Annotated in this window: 24 protein-coding genes and 2 pseudogenes; 14 read left to right on the top strand and 12 right to left on the bottom strand. The window is 57.8% G+C overall.

All coding sequences use genetic code 11. The features are described 5' to 3' along the window. The first annotated feature begins 394 nt into the window (after positions 1–394). Positions 395–826 carry a DUF7079 family protein gene (locus tag BLW71_RS40400; protein WP_091810416.1) on the top strand — a complete coding sequence of 144 codons (432 nt, stop codon included), beginning with the start codon at positions 395–397 and terminating at the stop codon, positions 824–826. Positions 827–1,005: 179 nt separating this feature from the next. Here BLW71_RS40400 and BLW71_RS40395 read toward each other — a convergent pair whose 3' ends face one another. Then, positions 1,006–2,754 carry a putative bifunctional diguanylate cyclase/phosphodiesterase gene (locus BLW71_RS40395; RefSeq protein WP_091810414.1) on the bottom strand — a complete coding sequence of 583 codons (1,749 nt, stop codon included), beginning with the start codon at positions 2,752–2,754 and terminating at the stop codon, positions 1,006–1,008. Between the two features lie 1,224 nt (positions 2,755–3,978). On the opposite strand from BLW71_RS40395, the pseudogene BLW71_RS40385 reads away from it, so the two are divergent. Next, positions 3,979–4,452 (top strand): annotated as a pseudogene (locus BLW71_RS40385) (IS5 family transposase); the annotation flags it as partial. A gap of 196 nt (positions 4,453–4,648) precedes the next feature. Here the strand turns inward: BLW71_RS40385 and BLW71_RS40380 are convergent. Then, positions 4,649–5,362: pseudogene (locus tag BLW71_RS40380) on the bottom strand (IS6 family transposase). 98 nt (positions 5,363–5,460) lie between these two features. Between BLW71_RS40380 and BLW71_RS40375 the strand changes: the two are divergent. Beyond that, on the top strand, positions 5,461–6,042 hold the full coding sequence (locus tag BLW71_RS40375) for a hypothetical protein (protein ID WP_143048477.1): 582 nt from the start codon (positions 5,461–5,463) through the stop codon (positions 6,040–6,042). A 268-nt stretch (positions 6,043–6,310) separates the two neighbouring features. Next, positions 6,311–7,405 (top strand): helix-turn-helix domain-containing protein, encoded by a 1,095-nt coding sequence (locus BLW71_RS40370; RefSeq protein WP_091810408.1) that lies wholly within the window; start codon positions 6,311–6,313, stop codon positions 7,403–7,405. A gap of 425 nt (positions 7,406–7,830) precedes the next feature. Here the strand turns inward: BLW71_RS40370 and BLW71_RS40365 are convergent, their stop codons facing one another. After that, positions 7,831–8,154 carry a CcdB family protein gene (locus tag BLW71_RS40365; protein WP_091810406.1) on the bottom strand — a complete coding sequence of 108 codons (324 nt, stop codon included), beginning with the start codon at positions 8,152–8,154 and terminating at the stop codon, positions 7,831–7,833. Beyond that, positions 8,154–8,435, bottom strand: coding sequence for a type II toxin-antitoxin system CcdA family antitoxin (locus BLW71_RS40360; RefSeq protein WP_091810404.1), 282 nt, complete (start codon positions 8,433–8,435; stop codon positions 8,154–8,156). Before BLW71_RS40360 ends, BLW71_RS40365 begins: the two co-directional genes overlap by 1 nt. A gap of 529 nt (positions 8,436–8,964) precedes the next feature. Here BLW71_RS40360 and BLW71_RS40355 point away from each other — a divergent pair. The 6 genes from BLW71_RS40355 to BLW71_RS40330 all read left to right on the top strand — a co-directional run bounded on the left by BLW71_RS40355 (position 8,965) and on the right by BLW71_RS40330 (position 16,531). Next, positions 8,965–10,182 carry a tyrosine-type recombinase/integrase gene (locus tag BLW71_RS40355; RefSeq protein ID WP_091810401.1) on the top strand — a complete coding sequence of 406 codons (1,218 nt, stop codon included), beginning with the start codon at positions 8,965–8,967 and terminating at the stop codon, positions 10,180–10,182. A gap of 2 nt (positions 10,183–10,184) precedes the next feature. Further along, entirely contained in the window at positions 10,185–11,717 is a 1,533-nt protein-coding gene (locus BLW71_RS40350) for a site-specific integrase (RefSeq protein WP_091810399.1), read from the top strand. After that, positions 11,714–14,038, top strand: coding sequence for a hypothetical protein (locus BLW71_RS40345; protein WP_091810397.1), 2,325 nt, complete (start codon positions 11,714–11,716; stop codon positions 14,036–14,038). The genes BLW71_RS40350 and BLW71_RS40345 overlap by 4 nt, the downstream gene beginning before the upstream one ends. Continuing rightward, complete coding sequence (locus tag BLW71_RS40340; protein ID WP_091810394.1) at positions 14,031–14,531, top strand: hypothetical protein; 501 nt, start codon at positions 14,031–14,033, stop codon at positions 14,529–14,531. The genes BLW71_RS40345 and BLW71_RS40340 overlap by 8 nt, the downstream gene beginning before the upstream one ends. Positions 14,532–14,628: 97 nt before the next feature. Continuing rightward, positions 14,629–15,150, top strand: a complete 522-nt coding sequence (locus BLW71_RS40335) for a hypothetical protein (RefSeq protein WP_091810392.1) — start codon at positions 14,629–14,631, stop codon at positions 15,148–15,150. A gap of 331 nt (positions 15,151–15,481) precedes the next feature. Then, positions 15,482–16,531 (top strand): PDDEXK nuclease domain-containing protein, encoded by a 1,050-nt coding sequence (locus BLW71_RS40330; RefSeq protein WP_091810390.1) that lies wholly within the window; start codon positions 15,482–15,484, stop codon positions 16,529–16,531. Between the two features lie 51 nt (positions 16,532–16,582). On the opposite strand, the gene BLW71_RS40325 is transcribed toward BLW71_RS40330, so the two are convergent. From BLW71_RS40325 to BLW71_RS40295, 7 genes are all read right to left on the bottom strand, one after another. Then, a complete protein-coding gene (locus tag BLW71_RS40325; RefSeq protein ID WP_091810387.1) occupies positions 16,583–16,852 on the bottom strand; it encodes a DUF1488 family protein in 270 nt (89 codons plus the stop codon). Between the two features lie 351 nt (positions 16,853–17,203). Further along, positions 17,204–17,545: a type II toxin-antitoxin system RelE/ParE family toxin gene (locus tag BLW71_RS40320; protein WP_091810385.1), complete on the bottom strand. Its 342-nt coding sequence runs from the start codon at positions 17,543–17,545 to the stop codon at positions 17,204–17,206. Between the two features lie 21 nt (positions 17,546–17,566). Then, positions 17,567–17,830: a type II toxin-antitoxin system Phd/YefM family antitoxin gene (locus tag BLW71_RS40315; RefSeq protein WP_143048476.1), complete on the bottom strand. Its 264-nt coding sequence runs from the start codon at positions 17,828–17,830 to the stop codon at positions 17,567–17,569. 357 nt (positions 17,831–18,187) lie between these two features. Beyond that, positions 18,188–18,568, bottom strand: a complete 381-nt coding sequence (locus tag BLW71_RS40310) for a type II toxin-antitoxin system VapC family toxin (protein WP_091810382.1) — start codon at positions 18,566–18,568, stop codon at positions 18,188–18,190. Continuing rightward, on the bottom strand, positions 18,568–18,771 hold the full coding sequence (locus BLW71_RS40305) for a type II toxin-antitoxin system VapB family antitoxin (protein WP_091810479.1): 204 nt from the start codon (positions 18,769–18,771) through the stop codon (positions 18,568–18,570). Before BLW71_RS40305 ends, BLW71_RS40310 begins: the two co-directional genes overlap by 1 nt. Positions 18,772–19,003: 232 nt before the next feature. Then, entirely contained in the window at positions 19,004–19,330 is a 327-nt protein-coding gene (locus tag BLW71_RS40300) for a type II toxin-antitoxin system RelE/ParE family toxin (RefSeq protein ID WP_091810380.1), read from the bottom strand. 8 nt (positions 19,331–19,338) lie between these two features. Beyond that, complete coding sequence (locus tag BLW71_RS40295; protein ID WP_091810378.1) at positions 19,339–19,608, bottom strand: type II toxin-antitoxin system ParD family antitoxin; 270 nt, start codon at positions 19,606–19,608, stop codon at positions 19,339–19,341. Positions 19,609–19,898: 290 nt separating this feature from the next. On the opposite strand from BLW71_RS40295, the gene BLW71_RS40290 reads away from it, so the two are divergent. Continuing rightward, positions 19,899–20,186 (top strand): type II toxin-antitoxin system CcdA family antitoxin, encoded by a 288-nt coding sequence (locus tag BLW71_RS40290; RefSeq protein WP_091810376.1) that lies wholly within the window; start codon positions 19,899–19,901, stop codon positions 20,184–20,186. Continuing rightward, positions 20,186–20,509 carry a CcdB family protein gene (locus BLW71_RS40285; protein ID WP_091810374.1) on the top strand — a complete coding sequence of 108 codons (324 nt, stop codon included), beginning with the start codon at positions 20,186–20,188 and terminating at the stop codon, positions 20,507–20,509. Before BLW71_RS40290 ends, BLW71_RS40285 begins: the two co-directional genes overlap by 1 nt. 544 nt (positions 20,510–21,053) lie before the next feature. Here BLW71_RS40285 and BLW71_RS41445 read toward each other — a convergent pair. Then, the gene (locus BLW71_RS41445; protein WP_143048475.1) at positions 21,054–21,467 is read right to left on the bottom strand and encodes a hypothetical protein; all 414 of its coding nucleotides are present in this window, start codon (positions 21,465–21,467) and stop codon (positions 21,054–21,056) included. Positions 21,468–21,488: 21 nt separating this feature from the next. Between BLW71_RS41445 and BLW71_RS40275 the strand changes: the two genes are divergently transcribed. Both BLW71_RS40275 and tnpB read left to right on the top strand, forming a co-directional pair. Then, positions 21,489–22,052 carry a transposase gene (locus BLW71_RS40275; protein ID WP_091809472.1) on the top strand — a complete coding sequence of 188 codons (564 nt, stop codon included), beginning with the start codon at positions 21,489–21,491 and terminating at the stop codon, positions 22,050–22,052. Beyond that, the gene (gene tnpB, locus BLW71_RS40270; RefSeq protein WP_007182524.1) at positions 22,028–22,384 is read left to right on the top strand and encodes an IS66 family insertion sequence element accessory protein TnpB; all 357 of its coding nucleotides are present in this window, start codon (positions 22,028–22,030) and stop codon (positions 22,382–22,384) included. The genes BLW71_RS40275 and tnpB overlap by 25 nt, the downstream gene beginning before the upstream one ends. The last annotated feature ends 2 nt before the right edge of the window (positions 22,385–22,386 follow it).

The raw sequence follows: 22,386 nt of genomic DNA, 5'->3' as shown, positions 1-22,386 counted from the left end.
CTTTGGAGAACACGAGTGTGCAACTCCCGTTTTACTCCAGTCGGGCTTTCTGTCGCTGCCCTCCCACATAGCATCTAGGGGCTCGAAAACGATGAACTATGTAATCGGCATATAGATTGAGTGGGATGCTCAAATTCGATGACCTGAGCGATTTCCTCGGCTATTATTTTCGACTTATGAGACGGGTCTTGCCATGCCAAACGCATATAGATCTATCTCCAAGGTGATATGGCGCAGCGGCCTGCACCTGTTGCGTATTGATCAAAGTCCATACTGCGACATGCAACGCGGGTTTTGGAAGAAGGTGCGGTGCGTAGCAGCCTAGTCTATCCAGACAGACGCGTCGCGAGTGGATTTCGCAATTTTGGAACCTATCGTTTCAGGAGTCCGTGCCATGGCTGACCCGATCAGTGCTGAAGAACGGCGCAATTGCTGGCGTATCATGTCTGTCCTGTTTGCGAACAGGGAGGTCGACTACAATGAGGTCGCGCAACGGCTTACCCAACACTGCCCGAATATGACGATCGTCTCGTTCAAACAGTCACTATTCGACGAGGTCGTGCCTGCTGTTAGTGCCGCAGCAATGATTCCCGCGTTCCCTCTATGGATTCAATTGACTCCCGATGAGGTCAGCGAGCTCGTGGGCGACATGCTGGCGCGCAGGAATGCGTCGCTGCGTTGTATTCTTGGCGACAATTTCTGGCGTTTGTCGAGCAGGAGTCTGGCTCGCAACAAATGGCAGGGGTTGGAAAAGGAGCTACACCGATTCAAGCCTCGCCTCTCAATGCTTCGAGAATCGCCATCCTCGCTGCCAGCGCGGCCCTGACCCTACTCGCAGACACAGGCGCGCTAGGCTCCGACGTTATTTCAGCATCTGGAAACTCCGATTTTCCTGAGGCCGCCCGCGGTGATGGCTTCAAGATGGCCGCTGTCCGTTCGGCGAACGCGTAGTATCGACCCACAGCGGCCGACCGTCCTATATTGCTCGGGAGGTCGCGTCCAAGTTCACAAACGGTCATTCACGACCGCACTGATGACATCGCTAACGCAGCCGCCGAGGGGCTGCGTGTTGACCGCTAGCGCGATCCGCTTCCTGCGTCGTGAAACGACGAAGCTCCAGCCGCCCCGAACCGTGTCTCGGCGTAAGGTTCGATGCGCGCTGCCGATACCGGCTTGCCAATGAAATATCCCTGCACGGCATCGCAACCGAGTTCTTTGACGAGGACGAATTGCGTTTCGGTCTCGATGCCTTCCGCGATCGTTCTCATGCCCAGCGCGCGCGAGCGCCACCATCGCTTCGACCATCGCGCGTGGCCGGTGACAGGTCTCCTTAACTGTGAGCTCCTGCACGAACGACTTGTCGATCTTGATGCGATCGACAGGCAGCCGTGTGAGGTAAGCGAGGCTGGAGTAGCCGGTGCCGAAATCGTCGAGCGAGACGGTCACGCCGAGCCTTCGTACAGCTGAAAGCGCGCGCGACGCAGCGGCGAAGTCGCTCATGACGACAGTCTCCGTCACCTCGATGTCGAGTGCGGAAGCGCATACGCCGGCCGCCTCGGCTGCCTCCGAAACCAGTGCGGCGAGATCGCAGTTCTGGATCGTCGTGGCCGAGAGATTGACGGCGACCTTGAACGGCATGCGGCTCGCCGCCTGCCATTTCGCCGCCTGGCGGAACGCAAGGCGAATCAGCCAGTCGCCCGTCGCCTCGTAGGCCGGCGATTCAAGCAGCACGTCGAGGAAGTCGGCCGGCGTGAGCAGCCCCAGTTGCGGATGGTTCCATCGCAGAAGCGCCTCGGCTCCGTAGACGCGGCCAGTATGCAGGTCCAGTTGTGGCTGGTAGTGCAGTTCGAACTGGCGCGCGGCGCTCGCACTCTCCAGATCCGCGCGTAGCCGCCGGCGATGCGAGAGGCGCTGCCCATCCTCCTTGCCAAACGACCACACCTGCGAACCGCCCGCGCGCTTCGCGTGATACATCGCGATGTCCGCATTACGCAGCAGCTCGCCCGCATTCGATGCCGAGATGGGGTAGCGCGCCACGCCGATGCTCGCGCCCACCGAGGCCCGCACGCACGGCGTCTGAATTGGTTCGCGCATGCGTATTGTGACGTCGCGCGCGACGCGCGCGGCCTCGCCCTCGGGGGCGTCGACGAGGGAAATTACGAATTCGTCACCGCCGATGCGCGAAACATGGGCGCCTTCGGTAAACATGTCGGAAAGACGCTCGCCGATGGCATGCAGCACTTCATTGCCCGCCGCGTGGCCAAACGAGTCGTTGATATCCTTGAAGCGGTCAAGGTCGATGAAGAGCAGATCGACGGAAGCGGCCGCGCCTTCGTCGACGAGACTGTTCAGGCGCAGCAGCAGTTCCCGGCGGTTGATGAGGCCGGTCAGTTCATCATGCGTGGCCTGGCGCGACAAACGTTCGGAGATCGCGCGCGCTTCGGTGACATCGCGAACCAGCACGACGATACCGTCGTCGCATGGGAACGCCCGCACTTCAAACCAGCTACCCAGCGGCGCGTAGAAGTCGGTTGCGGTGCTGGGCATACCGGTCTCGACCGCCTGCCGATAGGCTGCTTCGTAGCTCGACCCGATGAGATCCGGGTATTCGGCCCAGATCTCGCGACCCAGCAGGTCCTCGGGCCGACGCTTCAGCAGTCGCGCAGCGGTCCGGTTGATGTTCCGAAACTTCCACTCGCGGTCGAGCGCCAGGACGCCGTCCGTGATGTGATCGAGTATTTGGAAACTTTCCACGTCCTTGCCCGTTTCTTGATCGACCGGTGCACCAGTCCCGAAATGTCTTTGATCGCTAATAGTGCGTATCGTAGGAGGAAATTGGCATTTTTGGGAACCGAAAGCTTTTCTGCACTGGCGCCCCGTGGTAGCTGATCGGCACGGTCAGGTCACGTGTGCCGTTCTGGGTATGGCCACTTCCAGCAGGGGACCGGACGCGTCAATGTCCGACCTCCGGCGCCATCGAACAACGCTTAACGATAGCCGTCTGATGCGATCGGCATAACTCGACCCACTCCCGCGGCCTGACGACCAGCGCTCACCAGCCCGGACCTTAACCGCAAAGCAGACGTCTGGCAAGATGTTACAAGGCATCCACGCTTCCACCATGGCCAAAAATGAGAGCACAGTCGCGACCAGGATTAACCGATCAGCCTCGGCGCCGTGTAGGCAGGTCTGCCGCCACGGCGCGATTTGCGATCTTCAGGATGTATCCGCGAGTGTAGTCGACGCCGACCCGCTGATGAATTACGGAGCGCAAGTGCGCGTTTGTCCAATAATCGGCGGCTATGCCGTGTGCCCGCGGCGATTCCTTTAGTGTAGCGGCGACCCATGCCACTACTTCGTCGTTGATAGTCAGCCGCTTCTTCTCCGTGCGCCCCTTCGGCGGCCGGATCCTATGCTCCAGACCGAGTTTTCCGACGACCGTTCTGACGTCGCCATGTGAGTGGTAAATGCCGAACCTTTGCCTGATCAGCTTCTACACGTCCCCCGTCCTCCACACTTCCGTCTCGTAACCGTGTGCGGTTGGATTGTCTCCCAGTCGGCCGCGTAACCAGTCCGGCTCCCGGGCCGAAAGAGCTGGCTTACACCCGGATGGCTTCACTGTTCGATGGCGTCGAGCTGACCGGCCCTCACCAGGGATCTGTATTTTCGAATTGTTGGGACGCCGATGTTGAGCGTTTTCGCTACGAGTTCAACACTATCTCCGTTCATCAGCATCTTCGCAGCGAGCGCCCAGCGGGAAGCCCAGACACCGGTCTGCGACCTCTGCGAAGTGTTGCGGGACGATTTGCTTGTCGGCGAGTAGCCGAGCCGGTACGCGAGGCCATAACTTCGGACAAGATGACCAACATGCACCGCCGAAAACCGGACGCCGAGGCGCTGAAAGATCATCTCGCGTAGCTGGCTTATGGTCCAGGTCGGGCCCGGATAGCCGTGAAGGCCGGGGGAGTGTTTGATAGCGGGCCAAAAACTGGGCCAAACCCCACCGATCGCGCACGACCAGGATCTAAACACCACGTCCTCGTAGACGCGAACGGCGTTCCTGTCAGCGTCATCCTGACCGGCGCGAATCGCAACGATGTCACGCAACTGCTGCCGCTGGTCGACGCCATCCCGCCGATTCGAGGCGTGCGCGGCCGACCGCTTCGCAAGCCCAAGGTCATCTACGCCGACCGCGGCTACGACTCCGACTCGCATCGCCGCCGACTTCGCGAGCGTGGCATTAGACCGGTCATTGCCAGGCGCCGCACCGAACACGGCAGCGGCCTCGGCAAATTCCGTTGGGTTGTCGAACGGACTCATTCGTGGCTCCATGGTTTCCGTCGTCTTCGCATTCGCTTCGAACGCCGATCTGACATTCACGAAGCATTCCTCAAACTAGCCTGCTCACTCGTCTGCTGGAACATCTTCAGCCGAACAAAGCGGCCTTTTTGAACTGGCCTTTTAAGCAAATCACTGCCCTACACTAGATTTTTGCGGCCATTCGAATGCGCACACGGACCGCCGATTACTTTTGGCACTCCTCCGTCGTCGGTTTTTCAATAGACAAATACCGACTCGAAACATACGCATGACGGTTTTGTCGCAGTAAGGCTCGCGGACGCAAGATGATCGATATGAGAAGTACTGCTTACGTTGCCAGTCCGTAGAATTGATCGGCGGCGGACGAATGGATTCCGCGAGCGCACTTCATCTGTCCTTTGGCGATCATATGCATGACTTCGATGCCGCCAAGAAGAATCCGGGCGCAGCGAAAAGTCTTGAACCCCAGCATGGGTCGGGTGCGCCGCTTGATTGCCCGATGGTCCTGCTCGACGCGGTTGTTGAGATATTTGGACTGGCGGATCTTGATAGGCGTCTCACGATCAGCATTGATGGCTTCGAGCGCGGCGAGATTGGCACCGCTTTTGTCGATGGTCACCGTCTCGGGGACGCCGTTCTGAGCGATCGATTTCTCAAAGTAACGCCGGGCTGCAGTCTGGTCCCGATGGGCGCGCAGCAGGAAGTCGATGGTGTTGCCGTCCTTGTCGACGGCCCGGTAGAGATATTTCCAGTCGCCCTTGACGCGGATGTATGTCTCATCCATTCGCCAGCTCTTTCCAACTGGCAGCTTGCGACGGCGAAACGCTTTCTCCAGTACCGGCAATAGCTTGAGCGCCTAGCGATGGACGGTCGAATGATCGACCGACGTCCCACGTTCGGCCATCATTTCTTCAAGATAACGCAGACTCAGCGGATAGGCGACGTACCAGCGCACGCACGTCAGAATCACCTCCAACGGATAGTGCAAGCGTTTCAATACCGTGGCCAGCGCCGGGTTTAGCGTCTTCACCGATTCTCTCATCAGCGACTTTGTATCGCCGGAATTCTACCGTCCATCTCTTACTGCGACATAACCATGTTGCCCGCTATGCGCCGCCCGCGTGGCACAGTTCAGGCAGTGTGATCGACACCTCGTACGAATCCCTGGACCGTATGGCTCGTGCGGTCGACGCTCCGGCATTGAACGAGCGAGATGTCGTTGATCGACTTCAGATTGTCGAAGAACCGGTGCTGCTGAGCCCGCCTCCCGATGAGTGGGGAGCGACGGCGCCGGAGCCGATAACCGTCGCCGGACGCGACGTCTGGCTGGTCCATCCCTGGAGCCTGGGCGAGTTGCCGGCCGATCTGCCGGCTGATACCGTGGTGATTGGCTTGTTGCTGTCAGACTTCCATCGGGTATGGCCCTGGAGCGAAAGGCGCTGGCGCTTCGTAGGCTCGCGCTTGCGCGAGATCACGGACATTTGTTGGTACGGTGATTCGGTTTCCATCGGCGAGGTTTTAGCGAGCGCCCGTCGGATCCGCAGCGTGGCCAATCCCCATCTGGCGCCCTACCTGGAGCAGTGGTCGGAATGCGCTCCCGCGCCACTACTGTTTCCTGCGATCGATAAGCTGCATCCTTCCTTCTCGAAGTGGTGGGCTCGGGCTTCACGCGACTTTCGTACCACAGCCGACTTGCTGGCGGTCAACTCGGTGCTGCCATAATCCGTTAGGGGCAGTTAGGGCCGAGCCGATCATGCCGTTGAGTTAATGAACATCTGGGCAAACAGCAATGGGGCGCGGGTCGACTGGCTGGACCGGTTGCATATTGGCGCGCAATCGGAAAAGGTAGCAACGGGTTTTGCCGGGTTGCCGGGGTTTGCGGATTCCGATCACTTGCGCAACTATCCACGGATGGTTGGCGGATGGATTACCGGTTGCCGCGCGTTCTTACGATCTATAGAGCTTGTAAAAACGAGTCGAAGGCGGGGCGTTGAAAGACCGCGATGTCATAACAATCTTTGATTTGCGCATGACGATGGGCGAACAGTCAGACAATCTTTCTCTTCCGGAACGAAGGGCTCTTGCACGCGAACTCCTGCTGAGCGGCGAAGGGATTAGTGAAGTATCAAGGAAGGCTCGGTTGAGCCTTCCAACCGTGAGGAAATACAAAAATCTGATCGAGACAGGCGGTCCCGAGGCCCTGACTCGCCTTCACGTCAACGGCGGCGTGCCGCGACTGGATGAGGCTGCGCAGAGCTGGCTCGTCAGCGCTATAAAACACTCACCCGGTCTTCACGGCTATCCGGGCCCGAGCTGGACCATAAGCCAGCTACGCGAAGTGATCCTTCAGCGCCTCGGCGTCCGGTTTTCGGTGGTTCATGTTGGTCATCTTGTTCGAAGTTATGGGCTCGCGTACCGGCTCGGCTACTCGCCAACAAGCAAATCGCCCCGCAACACTTCGCAGAAGCCGCAGATCGGCGTCTGGGCTTCTCGCCGAACGCTCGCTGTGAAGATGTTGATGAACGGAGATAGTGTTGAACTTGTGGCGAAAACGCTCAACATCGGCGTGCCAACAATTCGAAAATACAGATCCCTGGTGAAGGCCGGTCAACCCGATGCCATCGAACAGCTGAAACCATCCGGACATAAGCCAGCTCTTTCGACCCGGGAGCTTGACTGGTTACGCGCCCGACTGGAGGACAAACCAACGGCGCACGGTTACGAGACGGAGCTGTGGAGGACGGGGGACGTACAGAAGCTGATCAGGGAAAGGTTCGGCATTTACCACTCACATGGCTACGTCAGAACGGTCGTCGGAAAACTGGGTCTTGCGCATAGAATCCGGCCGCCGAAGGGGCGCACGGAGAAGAAGCGGCTAACCATCAACGACGAAGTACTGGCGTGGGTCGCCGCTACGCTTAAGGAATCGCCGCGGGTGCACGGTATAGCCGCTGATTATTGGACAAACGCGCACTTGCGCACCGTCATTTATCAACAGGTCGGTGTCGATTACACGCGCGGATACATCCTGAAAATCGCAATCCGCGCCGGGGTGGCAGACCTGCTTACACGACGCCGAAGCTGATCAGTTAATCCTGGTCGCAGACGGCCGTCGTTTAGGGTTGTTCGATGCCTGCCATCGTCCGCAGGAATGTGAGTGCGCCACCGCGCGTGCCGGCAAGCGTCGAACAACCCTAAACGACAGCACGGGTTCGCTGACATTCACACCTGACATTGGCGGTCATTGATGTGCGAACGGCAGGAGACCGACTTACAGCTGCCTCACAGACATCGTCGCCTGAACGGCGGCTCCGGCCGATGACCCGCCACACGAAACGGAAGAAGGAACGGCGGTTGTATTTCGCGGAAGCAGTCGTTGCGTCGTCGCAAACGTCCGAACGGGTAGTTCAGGCTCGACTACGGCCGAACGCGACACGTGATCGTCAATTCGATTCCGGCGGTTGATATACGCGGTCGACATGACCGGCGTAATTTCCCGGCCGGAGTTGATCAGTAAGCGCCGAACAGACGATCGAGCGCCGCCAAAATTCGACTCTGTTCGGGTTTGAGCGTTCCGGTCGCAGGCCCCAGCTCACTGGTTCTGATCGCTCCGAGGAATGGCGTTTCCAGTATGAATTTTTCACCACCGATTTTGATGATCGGCGCCAGATCCTGTGCGACCTTACGCGATGTGTAATTGCCGGCCACGCGTGTGAGCGGAATAACGACTCGCGACATCAGACTGCCTAGATGATCGCTCTGCACATCGAGGAGATAAGGCGATTGGGCTCTGGACCTGGATGAAGGGTTGTTGTACAGATCAAAACGGGCCATCAGAACATCCGGTGTTCTTCGAGGGGCAGGGCGTCGTGTTCGATGCGAGCGTTCAACTCGGAAATGAAGTCCGCGTGCTGGGTCGCCCACGCGCGCGCCTCGGCCTCGTGAACTTCCTCACGCAGGCCGCGTTCGCTTGCACGGGAGATGTTGACATCCAAGTGTTTCGCGCGATCGAGCAGGTCGGTTGGCAACGACACGTTGGTAGGCTTACGCGTAGTTTTCCGAGCGGGTTGAGACAGGGGCGGCTCGCCAGCTTGAAGAATTTGTGCGGAAATCATGTGCAACTCCTATGCGCATAAACATGCGCATAGTAACGCACATTCGTCAGCAAGCAAAGCATCGGTTGAGGTTAGTTTGTTTGTTCCGGCGCGCGACCGGGCGAATCGGGGTTCGCAGCGGCATCGGGAACAGGTTCGCTCAAGAAGCGTTTCAGAAAATTGCTCCTCCGGCGGACGCTTGAAACAATTGTTTAAGTTTCCCGATCGCTTCCGCACGTGGTGGACCTGATGCCGACTCAGGGTGTCCCCAGGCAGTGACGGGGAGGCAGCGCTCGCGGTATCACGGGGCAGTTTGTTTCATGTCTAGAGCCAGAAACAAATTTTCGCAAGAAGCGGGAATAGTTTATGCAGTTCGACGGGAGGTCGCCGGAGGCATCTTTGGCGGGTTTAATTTGACATAACATAATTTATCACCCCTGTTGGTATGTTTTAGGGTGTTGCATGCTGGACTGCTTTGTGACCCTAGATACCGCAACAGCTACATGTAGTTATGGTAAGTTTGGGCGTTGCGTTCTGTTGCGGGATTTTTATGTTCGTTCAGATCAGCGCCGAGGCCGTGCCGCGTTCGCTTCGAGGCGTCCTGCTGGCCGACAGCAATCACGTTCCTCGATACTGGGCCTCAGTCTGGCTGGTCGTCGCTGCGTCACAATGGGCGACGTCTACGCAGACGATGCGGCTACGGTACATCGAGAACCTGTATGAACACGCTGATCGGTCGTTCCGGGCGAATGCGCTCGATGACGCGCTGTCCAGTCTCGACGACGCCCAACTCGCGGACATTCTCGAATCGTGGTTTGTCAGCCTGCGCAACCAGTCTGCGGCGACCAGCAGCAACGAGGATCGGTGGCAGACCGGACTGACCTTCGTAACATCGGTGGTCACATGGCTTTCGAAATCCACCGACGCGAAAATGCGGCAGATCGAAGCGCGGATCCATCGGCTGTCGACGCTTTACAGCCAGCTGCACATACGGCAAGGCGGCCGAAGCGAGACAGTCCGATCGCTGCCTGCCTGCGTGGTCGAAAGTCTCTATCAGATACTGGATCCAGAGTCGGACGCCAATCCGTTCCGGCGTTCCCAGACGCGCTGGCGGGTCTTCATTGCATTCGTACTGATGCTCCATCAAGGACTGCGCCGGGGCGAACTGTTGCTGCTAACGGCGGATGCCATCAAGAGCAGCCACGACCGCAAGGTCGATCGGACGCGGTACTGGCTGAACGTCCGACAAAATGGGTATGAAGAAGCAGACGGAGATAGCCGCTACTCGAGACCGAGCATCAAGACGCTCCATTCGATCAGGCAGATACCGGTAAGCGATGCGACGGCGCGCCTCGTGCAGATCTATTGCGAAAATTACCGGGGCCGACCTTCCCATTCGTTCATGCTTAATGCCCAGACTGGCGGTCCTCTGTCCACAGAGTCATTGACCAAGATCTTTACGTTGATATCGAAGGCATTGCCAGCCGAGGTGCTGCAGGAACTGCACGATCGCACCGGGAAAAAGTCGGTGACCTGCCACGACCTCCGGCACACCTGCGCTGTGCTGCGACTTCACCAGTTACTGGAGCGAGGCGACGCGATGGACGAAGCACTACAGAAGATGCGCACGTTCTTCGGCTGGTCAAAAGAATCAGACATGCCCTCGCGCTATGCCAGGGCCGTCTTTGAAAATCGGCTCGCGAGCGTATGGAACGACGAATTCGATGGTCGTGTGGCTGTGTTGCGCGCGCTTCCACAGGGCCGTTGAACATGCAGGAAGCTCCATCGTCCGAGACCCGCCTCGGAGTCGAGCCATCGACGCTTGAAAGCATGGTGGCGTCGTTGCCAGAACTGCCGCCGGTCGTGCGCTACTACGACGATTTCGACGACAAGCTGCGCTCCGTGCCCGAAGTCCGCCAGGCCGATATCCTCGGGCTTCACATCAATGGTCGACTGTTCCGGCTTGACCTTAGTCGGTACCCTTCTTCGTACGGCACCCTGCAGAAGCATCTGCTGGTCTTCCTGCTGGGTGAAGACCTGCATATCTCGACCTGCTTCAATGTTCTGAACGCAGCAATGCATCTTGATGTTCACGATGTCGAACGCATCGTCGAAGCCGGGCCAACCCGCATATCAACGATATGGATGACGCTGCGCGGCCGTCAGTTAGCCGTTCACGCCTATCGTTTCGTCAAGGCCGTGCTGCGTTTACTATGCCGGCATCGCCTGTATGGCTGGTCCGAGTCATATCTGGCCTATGTCAGCACTTCCCTGCCCGGCCCCGCAACAGACAAGTATGCCCGTGTGCGATCAGGTGATGTGTTTCTGTCCGTTGACGAGGAAGCCGCGATTGTGCGCTACCTGGATGAAACGTCGGACCTCATCAGGACAAGCGGCTGGTCAGGTCTTCCATACGAGGCACTTTGCGATGCCGCGATGGTGCTCTGTTCCTACCAGTTTGCCATGCGCCCGATCCAGGTCGCGATGCTGACGATGCGTGACGTGCGGATATGGGATCCGGAACACAGTGGCGAGCCGACCGTACATCTCAAGTTTCTCATGGTCAAGCAACAGGGGAAGCTTCGAAAGAGACCGATGATCCGTCGTGTGAAACAGGAATGGGGGATCTTGTTCATCGCGCTGGTTGCATATGCAGACTCTCAGGGGCGCGATGGCAATGATCGCGTCTTCGGCGTCAGATCCAATCATGAAGCCGGATCTCGCATCGCCCGCCGCGTGGAAAGCCTGATCGGCGACGATGCCTGCGCTATGGACCTTCGTCATACCGCGGCGCAGCGACTCGTTGACGCCGGTGCCAGTCATGAGGAGCTCGCTGAATTCATGGGCCATTCGCATGTTCAGACCGGACTGGTTTACTACGCGACATCGGCGACCCACGCGGAGCGGGTGAACCGGGCGCTCGGTGCGTCGGACATATACCGGCGTGTGGCGAAGATTGCGCACGACCGGTTCATCTCCCCGGAAGAGCTCACCCAACTCAAAGGTGAGCAACAGATTGCCGGCGTGCCTCACGGCATTCCGATCGCCGGTATTGGCGGCTGCAAATCTGGTCAGCCCGCTTGCCCCTACAACCCGGTCACGTCGTGCTACGGATGCAGGAAGTTCATGCCCCTGCACGACAAGACGATGCATGAGCGCGTGCTGGCCGAGATGCGCGAAGTGGTGATCTTCTTCGACCAGAGTTCCCGCGGCGACACCAGGTCGCCGGCCTATCTGCAATTGCAGCGCACGATCGCTGAGATACAGGCGGTCATCGAGGAACTGGAAGGCGAGAGTCGATGAATCCACACTACTCCGCGTTCATCGATCTGGGCAAAACGCTGGCCCATGAGAAAGGCTTGCCATGGGACATGCCTCTCGACGAAACAGGCGCCGCTTGCGACGGTGTTGGCTGGAATCTTACTGTCATTGCCGGCGACGTACCGCCGCCGAACTATTACCTGCGAGACCTCGGGCCTGATGTGAAGGCTTTGGCGATCATCAATGCGGAACGTGCCGAGTTCGGCCTGGCGCCACTGCCCAGGCAGCCGCTATCGCCAACATGGCAGGATCTGATCAAGGCGGCAGTTGCCGAACAGTTACTGTTCAAGCGGAACTCCACCGGACACGTACTGCAACACATCGCGCGGCCGCTACGGGTGGTCGCAACGTGCGTGGAAAAGGACCCTTGGGAACTGACCGTCGACGATCTGCGTCTGGCGATTCGTGTCGGAAAAGCGATCCAGACCACAGGAAAGCTCGGCGACCTGGTAGTCGGAATCATAAAGACGGTGTTGGATGCTCAGCACATCTGCGAAGCCGGTCAGCTGTACTCTTCCCTCGCGGTTCCCCGCATGAAAATGAAAACCGCGATCAAGGCGAAACACACATGGTCGCAGGACGAGTTACGCGCAGACCTGGAGGCACGCAAGCGCGACGAACGACTACCCGAACGCAAGGCATTCTGGGAACTGATACGGATTGCGATGACCGAGCGGCCGCGCACCTTCATGGACGATCTGCGTTTCGCCGCAGTGCGCACAATGACCGTGACTGGCATGCGGGCAGGCGAAGCGGCCCTGTTGCCGGTCGACTGGAAGCGCGAACGAACGTATCGGGACTCGAAAGGCAGGCTTGCCGGAGAAGCCGGTGGAATCTCAACGTCGCTGATGGTCCGGCACTTTGCAGAAAAGCAGCAGGACGACGAGTCGGACAGTCGTATCTTGCGTGAAAACACCCAACCCGTACCGGACATGTTCCGTACGCTGTTGACGGACACGCTTGATCATGTTGCACGTCTTACGGAGCCATTGCGTACGACACTGAAGCGGCAATGCGAAACGGGGCGCTTGCTGCCGTGGTACGGGGTCAATGATATCGTTCCGTTCACGGAAGCGTATGTGCGGCTTATGGGCAATCCGTTCTGGCTGAACATTGAGAGAGAGCCGTTCATCGAACGCTATCGAAAAAGTTTCGATCCTGAGGTGCTGATTGAACTGCATCAGTATCAGGCGGGAAGGCCCGGAAATGGTCCGATCACGCTGGATATGGCGGTATATCAGTTCGGAAAACGCCTGCTCGACAAGATGCGCAGCGAGGAGATTGCGTTGCGCTTCCGACGAGCGAACGGAAAGGTGCTGGGGGTTCGGGAGCGTATGGGCTGGCACAATACCTACCTGCACGTGGGTGAACTTGAAGACCATATCCGCGCAACGACACCGACCAAGGTCTCTGATACAACGCCGCTGGCACTTGCGAATGGCGTCGTGCAGCCGTGGGAATTCCTGTTCGTCCAACCGAAGCGATCGCTTGCGGAGGAGCGCAACGATGGCTTGTGTGACATCGCTCGTTTCATGTCGATCAGTCGCCCTACACCTCGCTTTATAGGTCTCGCGTTGGGTGACGATAAGCGAATACCCTCATTGTTCGAAAAATATGGGCAGACCGACGAAGATCGGGCCATGAAGATGGAATCACACATGCTGCGTCACCTGCAAAACACCGAACTGTTCCGGCTAGGCGTCGCCGATACGATCATCTCGAAGCGTTTCAACAGGCGCAGCGTGGCACAAAGCTACGAGTATGACCATCGCAGCCTGGCTGAGGACCTCGACCAGATCGAAATCCCGCAGGACATCGAGATCATGCTCGGTGAAAAAGCCAGCACGGTTGCGAGGCTCATCAAGGGCGGCAAGGCCAATGGCCCGATCGTGGACGCATTCCGGCGCATCCAGGCAACAGAGGGCGACACCGCCGCGTACGAGTACCTTCGTGCCGAAGCGGACGGTTTCCATGCCACACCGTATGGGCATTGCCTGAATTCATTTACGGTCGATCCCTGCCCCAAACATCTCGAGTGCTTCGCGGACTGCCGCCATCTGTCAGCCACCGATCTGCCGGAGAACCGGCAGAACCTGATCCGGCTTGAGGGCAAATTCAAGTTCGCCCTCGAGTCGATCAAGGCCAGACCATCGACCAGCGTCGGCTGGAAGAACCAGCTTGATCACGCAGAGAAGCGGCTGGCCGGCGTACAGAAGCTTCTTGCAACACCAGCGGGTGAACGCCCCTTCCCTGACGGCGTTGACCTGTCACTGCCCCCGGAACGTGGAGTACTTGATGACTGAACCTAACGAGACCACGCCGTCCAGCGACGACAACCAGATGCGCGAGATTCTCGAAACGCTGCTGGCCGAGAATGAAGACATCACGGCTCGCGCTGTCGCGCGGCTGCACCCGTCCATCAACGCGGCGTCGTCGATCACCCGTAGCGAGTCCCGAAGCAAGCTCCTCGCCGAATATCAGCAGCGGCAGTCCGAGTACCGGCGCTGGCGTGGCCGCGTCGCGAAGCGGTCCAGCGCCGACACCGCGGCATCGCTCGCCGACAAGGACATCAGGATTGCAGAACTCGAAGCAACGGTGCAACTACTGACCGCTTCCCACCTTGCAATGTTGCGCGCCGTCGGCGAACTCGGCGGCTTCAGCAAGTGGGCCAGGTTCTATGAACAGTATCGCGACGCACGGGACAAACTTGTGGAGCTTGGCGCGATACCTGAAGCGACAGTATCTCCAATGCCGGCGGAGAGTCCCAAGCGCCGGGGAGAAACAAAGCGTGGATGACTGTCTGGTTGGCGTGACAATGTTTGCATGATCCCTGCCGCCACGAAATGGCTGCGTTCTGCGGTGGAAACCGCCTCTCTCCCGAAAGGAATATCACGTGTCCTATTGCCCCTTCTTCCAGACCCTGCACGATGAAACACGCCCCGTGGGCAATCTAGGCAAGGGAACTCACTACTCTGTTCTGCGGGCACCGGTCTGGCACGACGAGTTTATGAACCGGCTCGATCGTTGCGCGTTCCTCGACTTCGCCATCATCTGGGATGAGGATCATGACGATCGCGTGATCGACGCGATTATGGTGCTCTACATCAGTGGCCTGCTCGCGCCGGTACGGTATATCGGCGAGCGGAAAGGCACGCTCTCGGTGCTCCTGGCCCCCGATGTTGTGCGCAATTGGGCTCCCGAAACCCTGACGCAGTATAGCGACGACATCAACGACATCTGCCAGTGCCTGGAAGACCCATGGTCGGCGAAAGTCGACAGCGCTGACGGCCATGATCATTCGATCATCCACAGTTCGGCCGAGAACGTTGCGACGTATCTCAGGACCATCGACATGCTGTGGGAATTGGGTGTGAAATCAAAGATGTACTCGGCGCCGACAGGAGCGCAACACTGAGGCTGGGAATATCCTGATGCCGGGATCTATCCCGTTGCGCCTTCAGAGAAGTATCGACGCAACAAATGTTCGTGCTACCGGCACGCAACAGGAAATGCCTGAAAATGTGGATATCCTGTGGATAAGTCGGCCGCCTTACCCGTTGAAATATAACAAAACCTGAAAAACCAAACCAACGCAACACCACACCATAGGTGCCAAGATTCAACAATTTTAACAGGGTTCGACGCTATAATCCGAATTTACTTCGCCCGTTCCGCCTTGCCGATTGCCAATCCTCCCAAGATAATTTCTTTTTAGAGCGCAATCACGGCGCCCACCGACCAAACGAATGACCAAAGATCCAGATACTCCCGTGTGGGGAGAGGACTATCGCCACTGGCTCGCCGAACTCAAGCAGCGCGTCGAGCGCGCACGGCAGCGCGCGGTAGCCAGCGTCAATCGCGAACTGGTCGCACTGTATTGGCAGATCGGCCGCGACATTCTCGACAGGCAGCAGAAACAGGGCTGGGGCGCGGGTGTTGTCGACCGGCTCGCGCGGGATCTCAAGGCGGCGTTTCCCGACATGCGCGGCTTCTCGCCACGCAACCTCAAGTACATGCGCGCGCTCGCGCAAGCCTTTCCACAGCCGGAATTTGTGCAACAACCCGTTGCACAATTACCGTGGTCGCACGTGGTGACGCTGCTCGACAAGCTGGACGACTCCGCCCAACGGCTCTGGTACGCTGGAAAATCGCTTGAGCACGGCTGGTCACGCAGTGTACTGACCATGCAGATCGAGACCGCCGCCCACAACCGTACCGGCAAGGCCGTGACCAATTTTGCCGAGCGGCTGCCTCCAGCGCAGTCGGATCTCGCACGCGACGTGCTCAAGGATCCTTATATCTTCGACTTCCTTGGCCTCACAGAAAGCGCGCAGGAGCGCGACATCGAGCGCGCGCTCACCCAGCACATCACGCGTTTCCTGCTCGAGCTGGGCGCCGGGTTCGCTTTCGTAGGGCGTCAGTACCGGCTGGAGGTAGGCGGCGATGAGTTTCTCATCGATCTACTTTTCTACCATCTCAAACTGCGTTGCTATGTCGTTGTCGAGCTGAAAACGACGCCGTTCAAACCCGAGTACGCAGGCCAGTTGAACTTCTACCTTTCGGCTATTGACGCGCAGGTCAAGGCAGAGCAAGACCAGCCGACCATCGGTCTGCTGCTGTGCAAGGAAAAGAACCGGCTCGTGGCGGAATATGCGTTGCGCGGCGTAGTCAAGCCAATGGGTGTCGCCGAATACCAGTTCATGCGCGAGGTACCGGAATCACTGGAGACGGATTTGCCCACCATTGACCAGATTGAGGCGGAATTGCGGCCCGATCTTCCTGACCCAGGCACGTAGGATTTGTCAGCGCCCCACTCTCCTCTCAACCAAACGTCAGGCAACCGTCGGTTACCTGACCACAAAGTCGTTCGCAGTCAGCCTCAGCGGCTCATCAGGTCGCGCTAGCAATTTTCTTTGTGCGACCGCGACGATGCGGTTGCGACCGTTTTCAAATGCTTTGAGCGTACGCGCCGGGTCAGCGCTTCGCGCTAACCAGAAATGATCTTCGAGTGCGCCGCGCGCAATTGCGCCTTCAACCTCGCGGCCGCGGATCGACAACATGAAAACCACAGCGCTTCCGTCCGGCGAGACGGCGGCCGCGCCATCAAGAACTTCCATGACATACCTCGACGATATCACTCGCGGTCTTGGTAGTTGTACTGCGCCGCTCAGCAATAAATCTACCAGAAGTTGGAATCAGCGCAATCGTCAATGACGAAACGGTCCAGCTTCACCAAGTATCGGTTATCGATAACCGCCGGCGACGTACGTGCCCGTTATTTTTCAGACGGCTAACCTGTTGCAGGCGGTTTTTTGTTTTGGTGTGTAAACAATCGGCACAGACAGTTAGTTGCGTATTTGAAATCACCATTCCCCGTTGTGGTGAGCCTTTTCGGGAATACGTGTGTACCACCGTCTGGCGACTGACCCGGCATGGCAGCGTCCAGACACCTATCTATAAAGCCGAATTTACCAGCGAGAACGCAATAGTCGTTTCTGAAGAAGTGTTCGCAGATCGCGGCGGGTATCGGCGACGACGTGGATGTAAATCGTGTCGTCGCACACCTCATAGATAGTCCGGTTCTGTCTGCTCAAGGCTTCCCGGAAATTCAGACCGCCGAAATCTGCAAGCTCCGTCGGGACATAACCGTTCTGAAGGAACTGCCGGATATTGCCAAATGTTATGGTCAATTCCGCGTACGCGTGCTTCCACGTCTCGACACCGAAGCTTTTGAGGATATAGCGGCGCAAGTCCTTCGTATCCTCCTCCGCCTCGTCGAGAATCAGGAGCATCAGCTTCGCCTGCTCCATCAGCGGATTTTCTCCTGCTGATCAAGGTCGGCAGAGCTCTGCAAGAAAATCATCAGCATCCTTGAATTTTCCCTGCTCGATGTCCTTCTGGCCTAAGGCCAGTATCGTGAGCAGCGCCAGCGTTTGCTGGGTGTCTTCGTAGCTCTGCACGTCCTGCACAACGTGCTTCGCCTCGCCATTCTGCGTAATGAGCAGCGGCTCACCAGAAGCCGTCAAATCCTTGACGATCTGCCCTGCATCGCTTTTCAGGTAGCTGATTGGCTTTACGTGATCCGCCAGGCGCATTTCTGATTCTCCGTTGGGCGCATGATTCAGACCGAAAATAGACTAATCAGTTTTATGGAAAGTTCTGGATCAGGCAGCGGCCGAATGTGATCGGCCATCGGGGCTCGAGCTGCCCATTCACAACATACGCTGCAGTTTGGCAATCTTCGTCGGTCGCCATGTTGGCAGTGCCGTTTAGCTTGCTTCATGCGAGGCATCTTCCACTCCCTTCCGGAGCAGAATTCGCGACTGGCGCGCCTTCCGCCCCGAGCGAAAGTGGATGCGGCGCCGGCTTGACCCGCCAGGGCCTCATGGCTTTGCGCAGCGATAGGCTGATCCGGCGAAGATGGACATGTGTTTCTCTCGCCAACCGGATGCTTAGTGAACGTCGTACATATACGCGACGTCGAGTTGGCGAGCGAGCTGGCTCAGTCTTTTGTCCAGCGTCCACAGCAACGCGCCAGGAGTCATTAAAGTCGACGCGAGCAACGTCAAGTCGCTGCTACCGCAGCCTCGACCGTAGAACTGCTTCGCCTCGATAAGCTCCATCACCTCGGTCCATGTTGCGTGCTTCGTATGCTGCAGCAGTCCGATGTCGTGAAGCGTTCGTGCCCGGGGTGCAGGCGGTGTGCCGCAAGCGAGTTCAAGAATCACGACTGGATGTGTAAGTGCCTCATCACTGGTGACCAGTTGAACAAGTCTCCGATTAACCTGACGGAAGTGATCAACCCATACCGATGTATCGATGAGGACGCTCATTAAGACGATAGCTCCGAGCGGCGCCGCGGGATGTCAGGCATATCGGGCACGGTACCCCCAAGGGCTGCGAGACGTTTTCCCGCCTGAACCCGAATAAAGGTTTGCATCGCCACCCGAAACAGATCAGATTTATCCATCTCGGGATCAGCAAGCTCAAGCGCGCGCTCGTAAAGAGTATCGTCGATCGTAACAGTGGTCCGCATGGTGACTCCCATTTGATGCTAAACTGCATCAAATATAGCATCTGCAGACCTTGGGTGGAAATCCACGGTTCCGAGATCCCGCCTTGGGATTGCAAGCTTGGCGCGCAAGCCAGAATCCGTCCGGGAGCGTCAACGCGATTCGACCCTAAAATAGGGGCAATTAACATTATGTCAAATATTGGAGTCTCGTTTGACGAATCTGGATCTGGATCGCGGCAACCCAGCTTCGCCTTCAGTCAGCCGTTTGAGGTGGCAACCGTCTATCGTCGTCCGGATTGAGCGCGGACTCGTAGTCTTGCCCACCGTAAAACACGCCGACGATGGATACGTGGGCGCTGTCCACGATGTACGCAATGATTGCTCGTTTGCGAAAATGCGTGATTCGCAAACCCGGAATCAGATCTTCGCGGGAGACTCCGCGTTCTGGAAATATCTGCAGCTTCAGACAGTAGTCGACGATTGCATCAACATATCGTGCTCCGGCAACCGGCGCGCCGGCGTCAGCTATGCGTTGTTCCAGGACCTGCAGTTGCGTCAGTGCTTCGGGAGCAAACTGGATGCTCTAAGTTATCCGCGGCCCGCACGTGCTTTGGCAAGTTCTGTCCGGACGTCTTCAGCAGACAGCGCCCGGTCGGGATTTTCGCGAAGTGCCTTCGCGGCGGGGACAACTTCATCTTGCAGCCACGCTTCAATTGCACGGTCGCGCTCGCGCAGCGCGCGAAGCGCATCGCGCAGCACTTCGCTGTCGGATGCATAGTCGCCACGAGCAACTTTCTCCCGGACGAACTCCGCCATTTCATTGGGCAACGTGATACTTAACTGCTGTGTGGTTCGCACGACGATCTCCTTCAGTAGGATTTAATCCTACTCCCATCGACGATGGCGGACAACTGTTTGAGTGGCGGATAAATAAAAATTAGGGGCAAATTATGTTATGTCAAATGCTATGGTGCATGACGCGGCTTTCGACGGCCTCTACTGGGAGCCACGCGCCCCATGGCATACCGATGGCCTAGCAGCCGAAGTTTCGGTAGGCTTAATGGATGAAAAGCCGGTCCGAACCGGCCTACCTCGCGTCGAAAGTTGTGGCAGAATATGCGCATGTTTCATGCACACCGGAGTTGCACATGACAAATGCACGTATCGCGCAATCTGACCGGGCGCGGGTCGCAAAAGCGCCGGCGCCATTGAAGGTTACGCGCAAACCCACCAACGTCTCGCTACCCACGGATCTGCTCGAGCGCGCAAAGGCCCTAGATGTCAACGTGTCGCGAGCAAGCGAGCGTGGCTTGCGCGAGGAGGTCCAGGCGGCCGAGGCTCGTGCTTGGGCGGAAATGAACGCGGACTTCATCGCCGAAATGAACGCACGTATCGAGCGTGACGGCTTGCCCTTGGAAGAATATCGGACGTTTTGATGGCGCGGTTTGACCTTTACAACAACCCTTCGGCAAGATCCAGAATCAAGTCACCCTTCTTGTTGGACGTGCAAAGCGATCATCTCGGCGATCTCATATCACGCGTAGTCGTTCCCTTGACGCGCGTAGCAGGAAATTACACGACGAGCAAGGTTGCCCAGGATATCTCACCCATCATCGAGATCGACGGAGAGCCGTTCTTGCTGGAAACTCCATTTCTCGGCGCGGTCCGGACCAGTGAACTCGGCCCGGCGATCGGTACGCTCAAAGGTGAACAGGACCGAATCAGTGCCGCGCTTGATCGGCTATTCGGCGCTTACTGAACGCGTTGCGCATCGAAAAAGTGACGGCTGAGCGACATTATCATCCCCCGCCTCCCGCGTCTCCGCACCAGTACATTCCGCGATACACCTCCGGGCAGCTGGGGGGGGGGCCCTCAGCGCAATGCCCTTGCTACCTGTGATGCGACAGCACTGCTGGCGGACGGTATCCTCAGCATCATTGTCCAACCGCCTCCGCACGATCTTACGCGTTCGCTTCTCCTGAAAGCGCGTCTCGTGAATTCGTAATTTTTAGGAATCTTAATAAAATATTGATCATTTAATTTATGTCAAATTTACCAATCCTAATGGTTTATCACGGCAGTTCGCTGATTGTTTGCATACAATTGCAACGACTCATTCGTACGGAATCGCCGCGCGAAGCAATTTGCTCCCGATCCTCGACCAAAACTCGGGGGCAAACCGAGAAATGATCTGAATTATGCAAACCGACGGCTCGACTTCAATACCTGCGGTTAGCGTTTGATAGGCTCGCGGCAGCGCGCCGGGCGACGAAGGCAGCGGTCTCACGCCCGCACTGCTTGACTCAGCTAGCGTCCAATGGCGCCCACGGCTCGATCGACAACCGATCTCTGGACGCGTGAAAAATGGACTGGAACCGGCGCAAAGCATTTCCGAGCAGCTCCGGCGCGTTCGTGTAATCGCCGCTATAACGGCCGGACTTTGAATTAATGACCCAACCTTCCGGCGTGCGCTTCAATTCGCCGGCGATACGCGCCGGCTTGAAGCCCGTAAGACACGGATGGCCCATTCTGTTGATTTCTTTCCCAACGAGCAAAGCGCCATCTTGAGCGATGGCCCAAATCAAATAGGACCCTGTATCGTTAGCGTTAAGTTCAGAAAACCTGACGTCGAGAGTATCGCCCACCGGTTCGTAAGTAAGCGATCCATATTCGGCGCCTACACAACGACGCTCTGAGCGAGGAGCATAGGTGTCCACCTATTTTGGAGGTGGACACCTATGACTGGCAAAGACTCAGAGTTGAAAGTAGTTCGTCAAAGCCGCGACGGGCGCCGTCGCTATGACGAGGGAGGCAAGCGCGTACTGATTGAGGCCGCCTTGCGACCAGGCGCGTCAGTCGCCCGTTTGGCACAGGAGCACGGGATCAACGCTAACCTGCTGCGCAAATGGATCACGAAGTATCTGATGGAGCGCGAGAAAGGCATCGCATTGGCATCGCAGGAAACGCGCGCCGACGAGCGCGATCTACCGTCATCTGCCGTCGACGTAATTGCCCACGAGGACTTCCGTCGTGGCGTGGATGACGCATCGATCGACGTTGCGGGCTCAAGTAAGCACCTCCTGTCCGCACCGTCTACCTCTGCATTTGTGCCGGTCGTCTCAACACCATCGGTGCCGCCGTTGCCACTCGTGTTGACTGCAACTGCGCCGATCACGCTTTCGCTGCATGTGCGACTGTCGAATGGCGTGGAGCTTGATCTCAGTGCAGCGAGCATCGAGGAACTGAGCACCGTGGTCCAGATGTTCGGGAGGATGCCGTGTTCCGGTTCGACGAAAATCTGAAGGTGTACCTGCACCGCGATCCCGTTGATTTCCGGTACGGAATGAACAGTCTGTCGATTCTCGTCGAACAGGCGATGCGCCTGAATCCGATGGATTCCTCGCTCTACGTTTTTACCAACCGGCGATGCGATCGCGTCAAGATCCTGGGCTGGCAGGACAACGGTTTCTGGCTCATGCTCAAGAGACTCGAGGCCAATGATCGCTTCGTCTGGCCTGACAGCAAAACCGAAGTCGTGACGTTGACCGTCAATCTGCTGCACTGGCTTCTCGAAGGTGCTGACATTGCTGCTCTTCAGCGGCATCCGAAACGCCATTATGCTCGCGTGAGTTGAAC

The sequence above is a fragment of the Burkholderia sp. WP9 genome (assembly GCF_900104795.1).
GTDB lineage: Bacteria > Pseudomonadota > Gammaproteobacteria > Burkholderiales > Burkholderiaceae > Paraburkholderia.
Note: the sequence above shows the minus strand (reverse complement) of the source record. Positions and strands in the feature narration are given on the sequence as shown.

Bases quoted from the DNA above. Each gene is read 5' to 3' on its own strand.
- BLW71_RS40400 (WP_091810416.1), top strand. From the start codon at position 395: ATGGCTGACCCGATCAGTGCTGAAGAACGGCGCAATTGCTGGCGTATC.
- BLW71_RS40365 (WP_091810406.1), bottom strand. From the start codon at position 8,154: ATGGCCCGTTTTGATCTGTACAACAACCCTTCATCCAGGTCCAGAGCC.
- BLW71_RS40360 (WP_091810404.1), bottom strand. From the start codon at position 8,435: ATGATTTCCGCACAAATTCTTCAAGCTGGCGAGCCGCCCCTGTCTCAA.
- BLW71_RS40355 (WP_091810401.1), top strand. From the start codon at position 8,965: ATGTTCGTTCAGATCAGCGCCGAGGCCGTGCCGCGTTCGCTTCGAGGC.
- BLW71_RS40350 (WP_091810399.1), top strand. From the start codon at position 10,185: ATGCAGGAAGCTCCATCGTCCGAGACCCGCCTCGGAGTCGAGCCATCG.
- BLW71_RS40345 (WP_091810397.1), top strand. From the start codon at position 11,714: ATGAATCCACACTACTCCGCGTTCATCGATCTGGGCAAAACGCTGGCC.
- BLW71_RS40340 (WP_091810394.1), top strand. From the start codon at position 14,031: ATGACTGAACCTAACGAGACCACGCCGTCCAGCGACGACAACCAGATG.
- BLW71_RS40330 (WP_091810390.1), top strand. From the start codon at position 15,482: ATGACCAAAGATCCAGATACTCCCGTGTGGGGAGAGGACTATCGCCAC.
- BLW71_RS40325 (WP_091810387.1), bottom strand. From the start codon at position 16,852: ATGGAAGTTCTTGATGGCGCGGCCGCCGTCTCGCCGGACGGAAGCGCT.
- BLW71_RS40320 (WP_091810385.1), bottom strand. From the start codon at position 17,545: ATGGAGCAGGCGAAGCTGATGCTCCTGATTCTCGACGAGGCGGAGGAG.
- BLW71_RS40315 (WP_143048476.1), bottom strand. From the start codon at position 17,830: ATGCGCCTGGCGGATCACGTAAAGCCAATCAGCTACCTGAAAAGCGAT.
- BLW71_RS40310 (WP_091810382.1), bottom strand. From the start codon at position 18,568: ATGAGCGTCCTCATCGATACATCGGTATGGGTTGATCACTTCCGTCAG.
- BLW71_RS40305 (WP_091810479.1), bottom strand. From the start codon at position 18,771: ATGCGGACCACTGTTACGATCGACGATACTCTTTACGAGCGCGCGCTT.
- BLW71_RS40290 (WP_091810376.1), top strand. From the start codon at position 19,899: ATGACAAATGCACGTATCGCGCAATCTGACCGGGCGCGGGTCGCAAAA.
- BLW71_RS40285 (WP_091810374.1), top strand. From the start codon at position 20,186: ATGGCGCGGTTTGACCTTTACAACAACCCTTCGGCAAGATCCAGAATC.
- BLW71_RS40275 (WP_091809472.1), top strand. From the start codon at position 21,489: ATGACTGGCAAAGACTCAGAGTTGAAAGTAGTTCGTCAAAGCCGCGAC.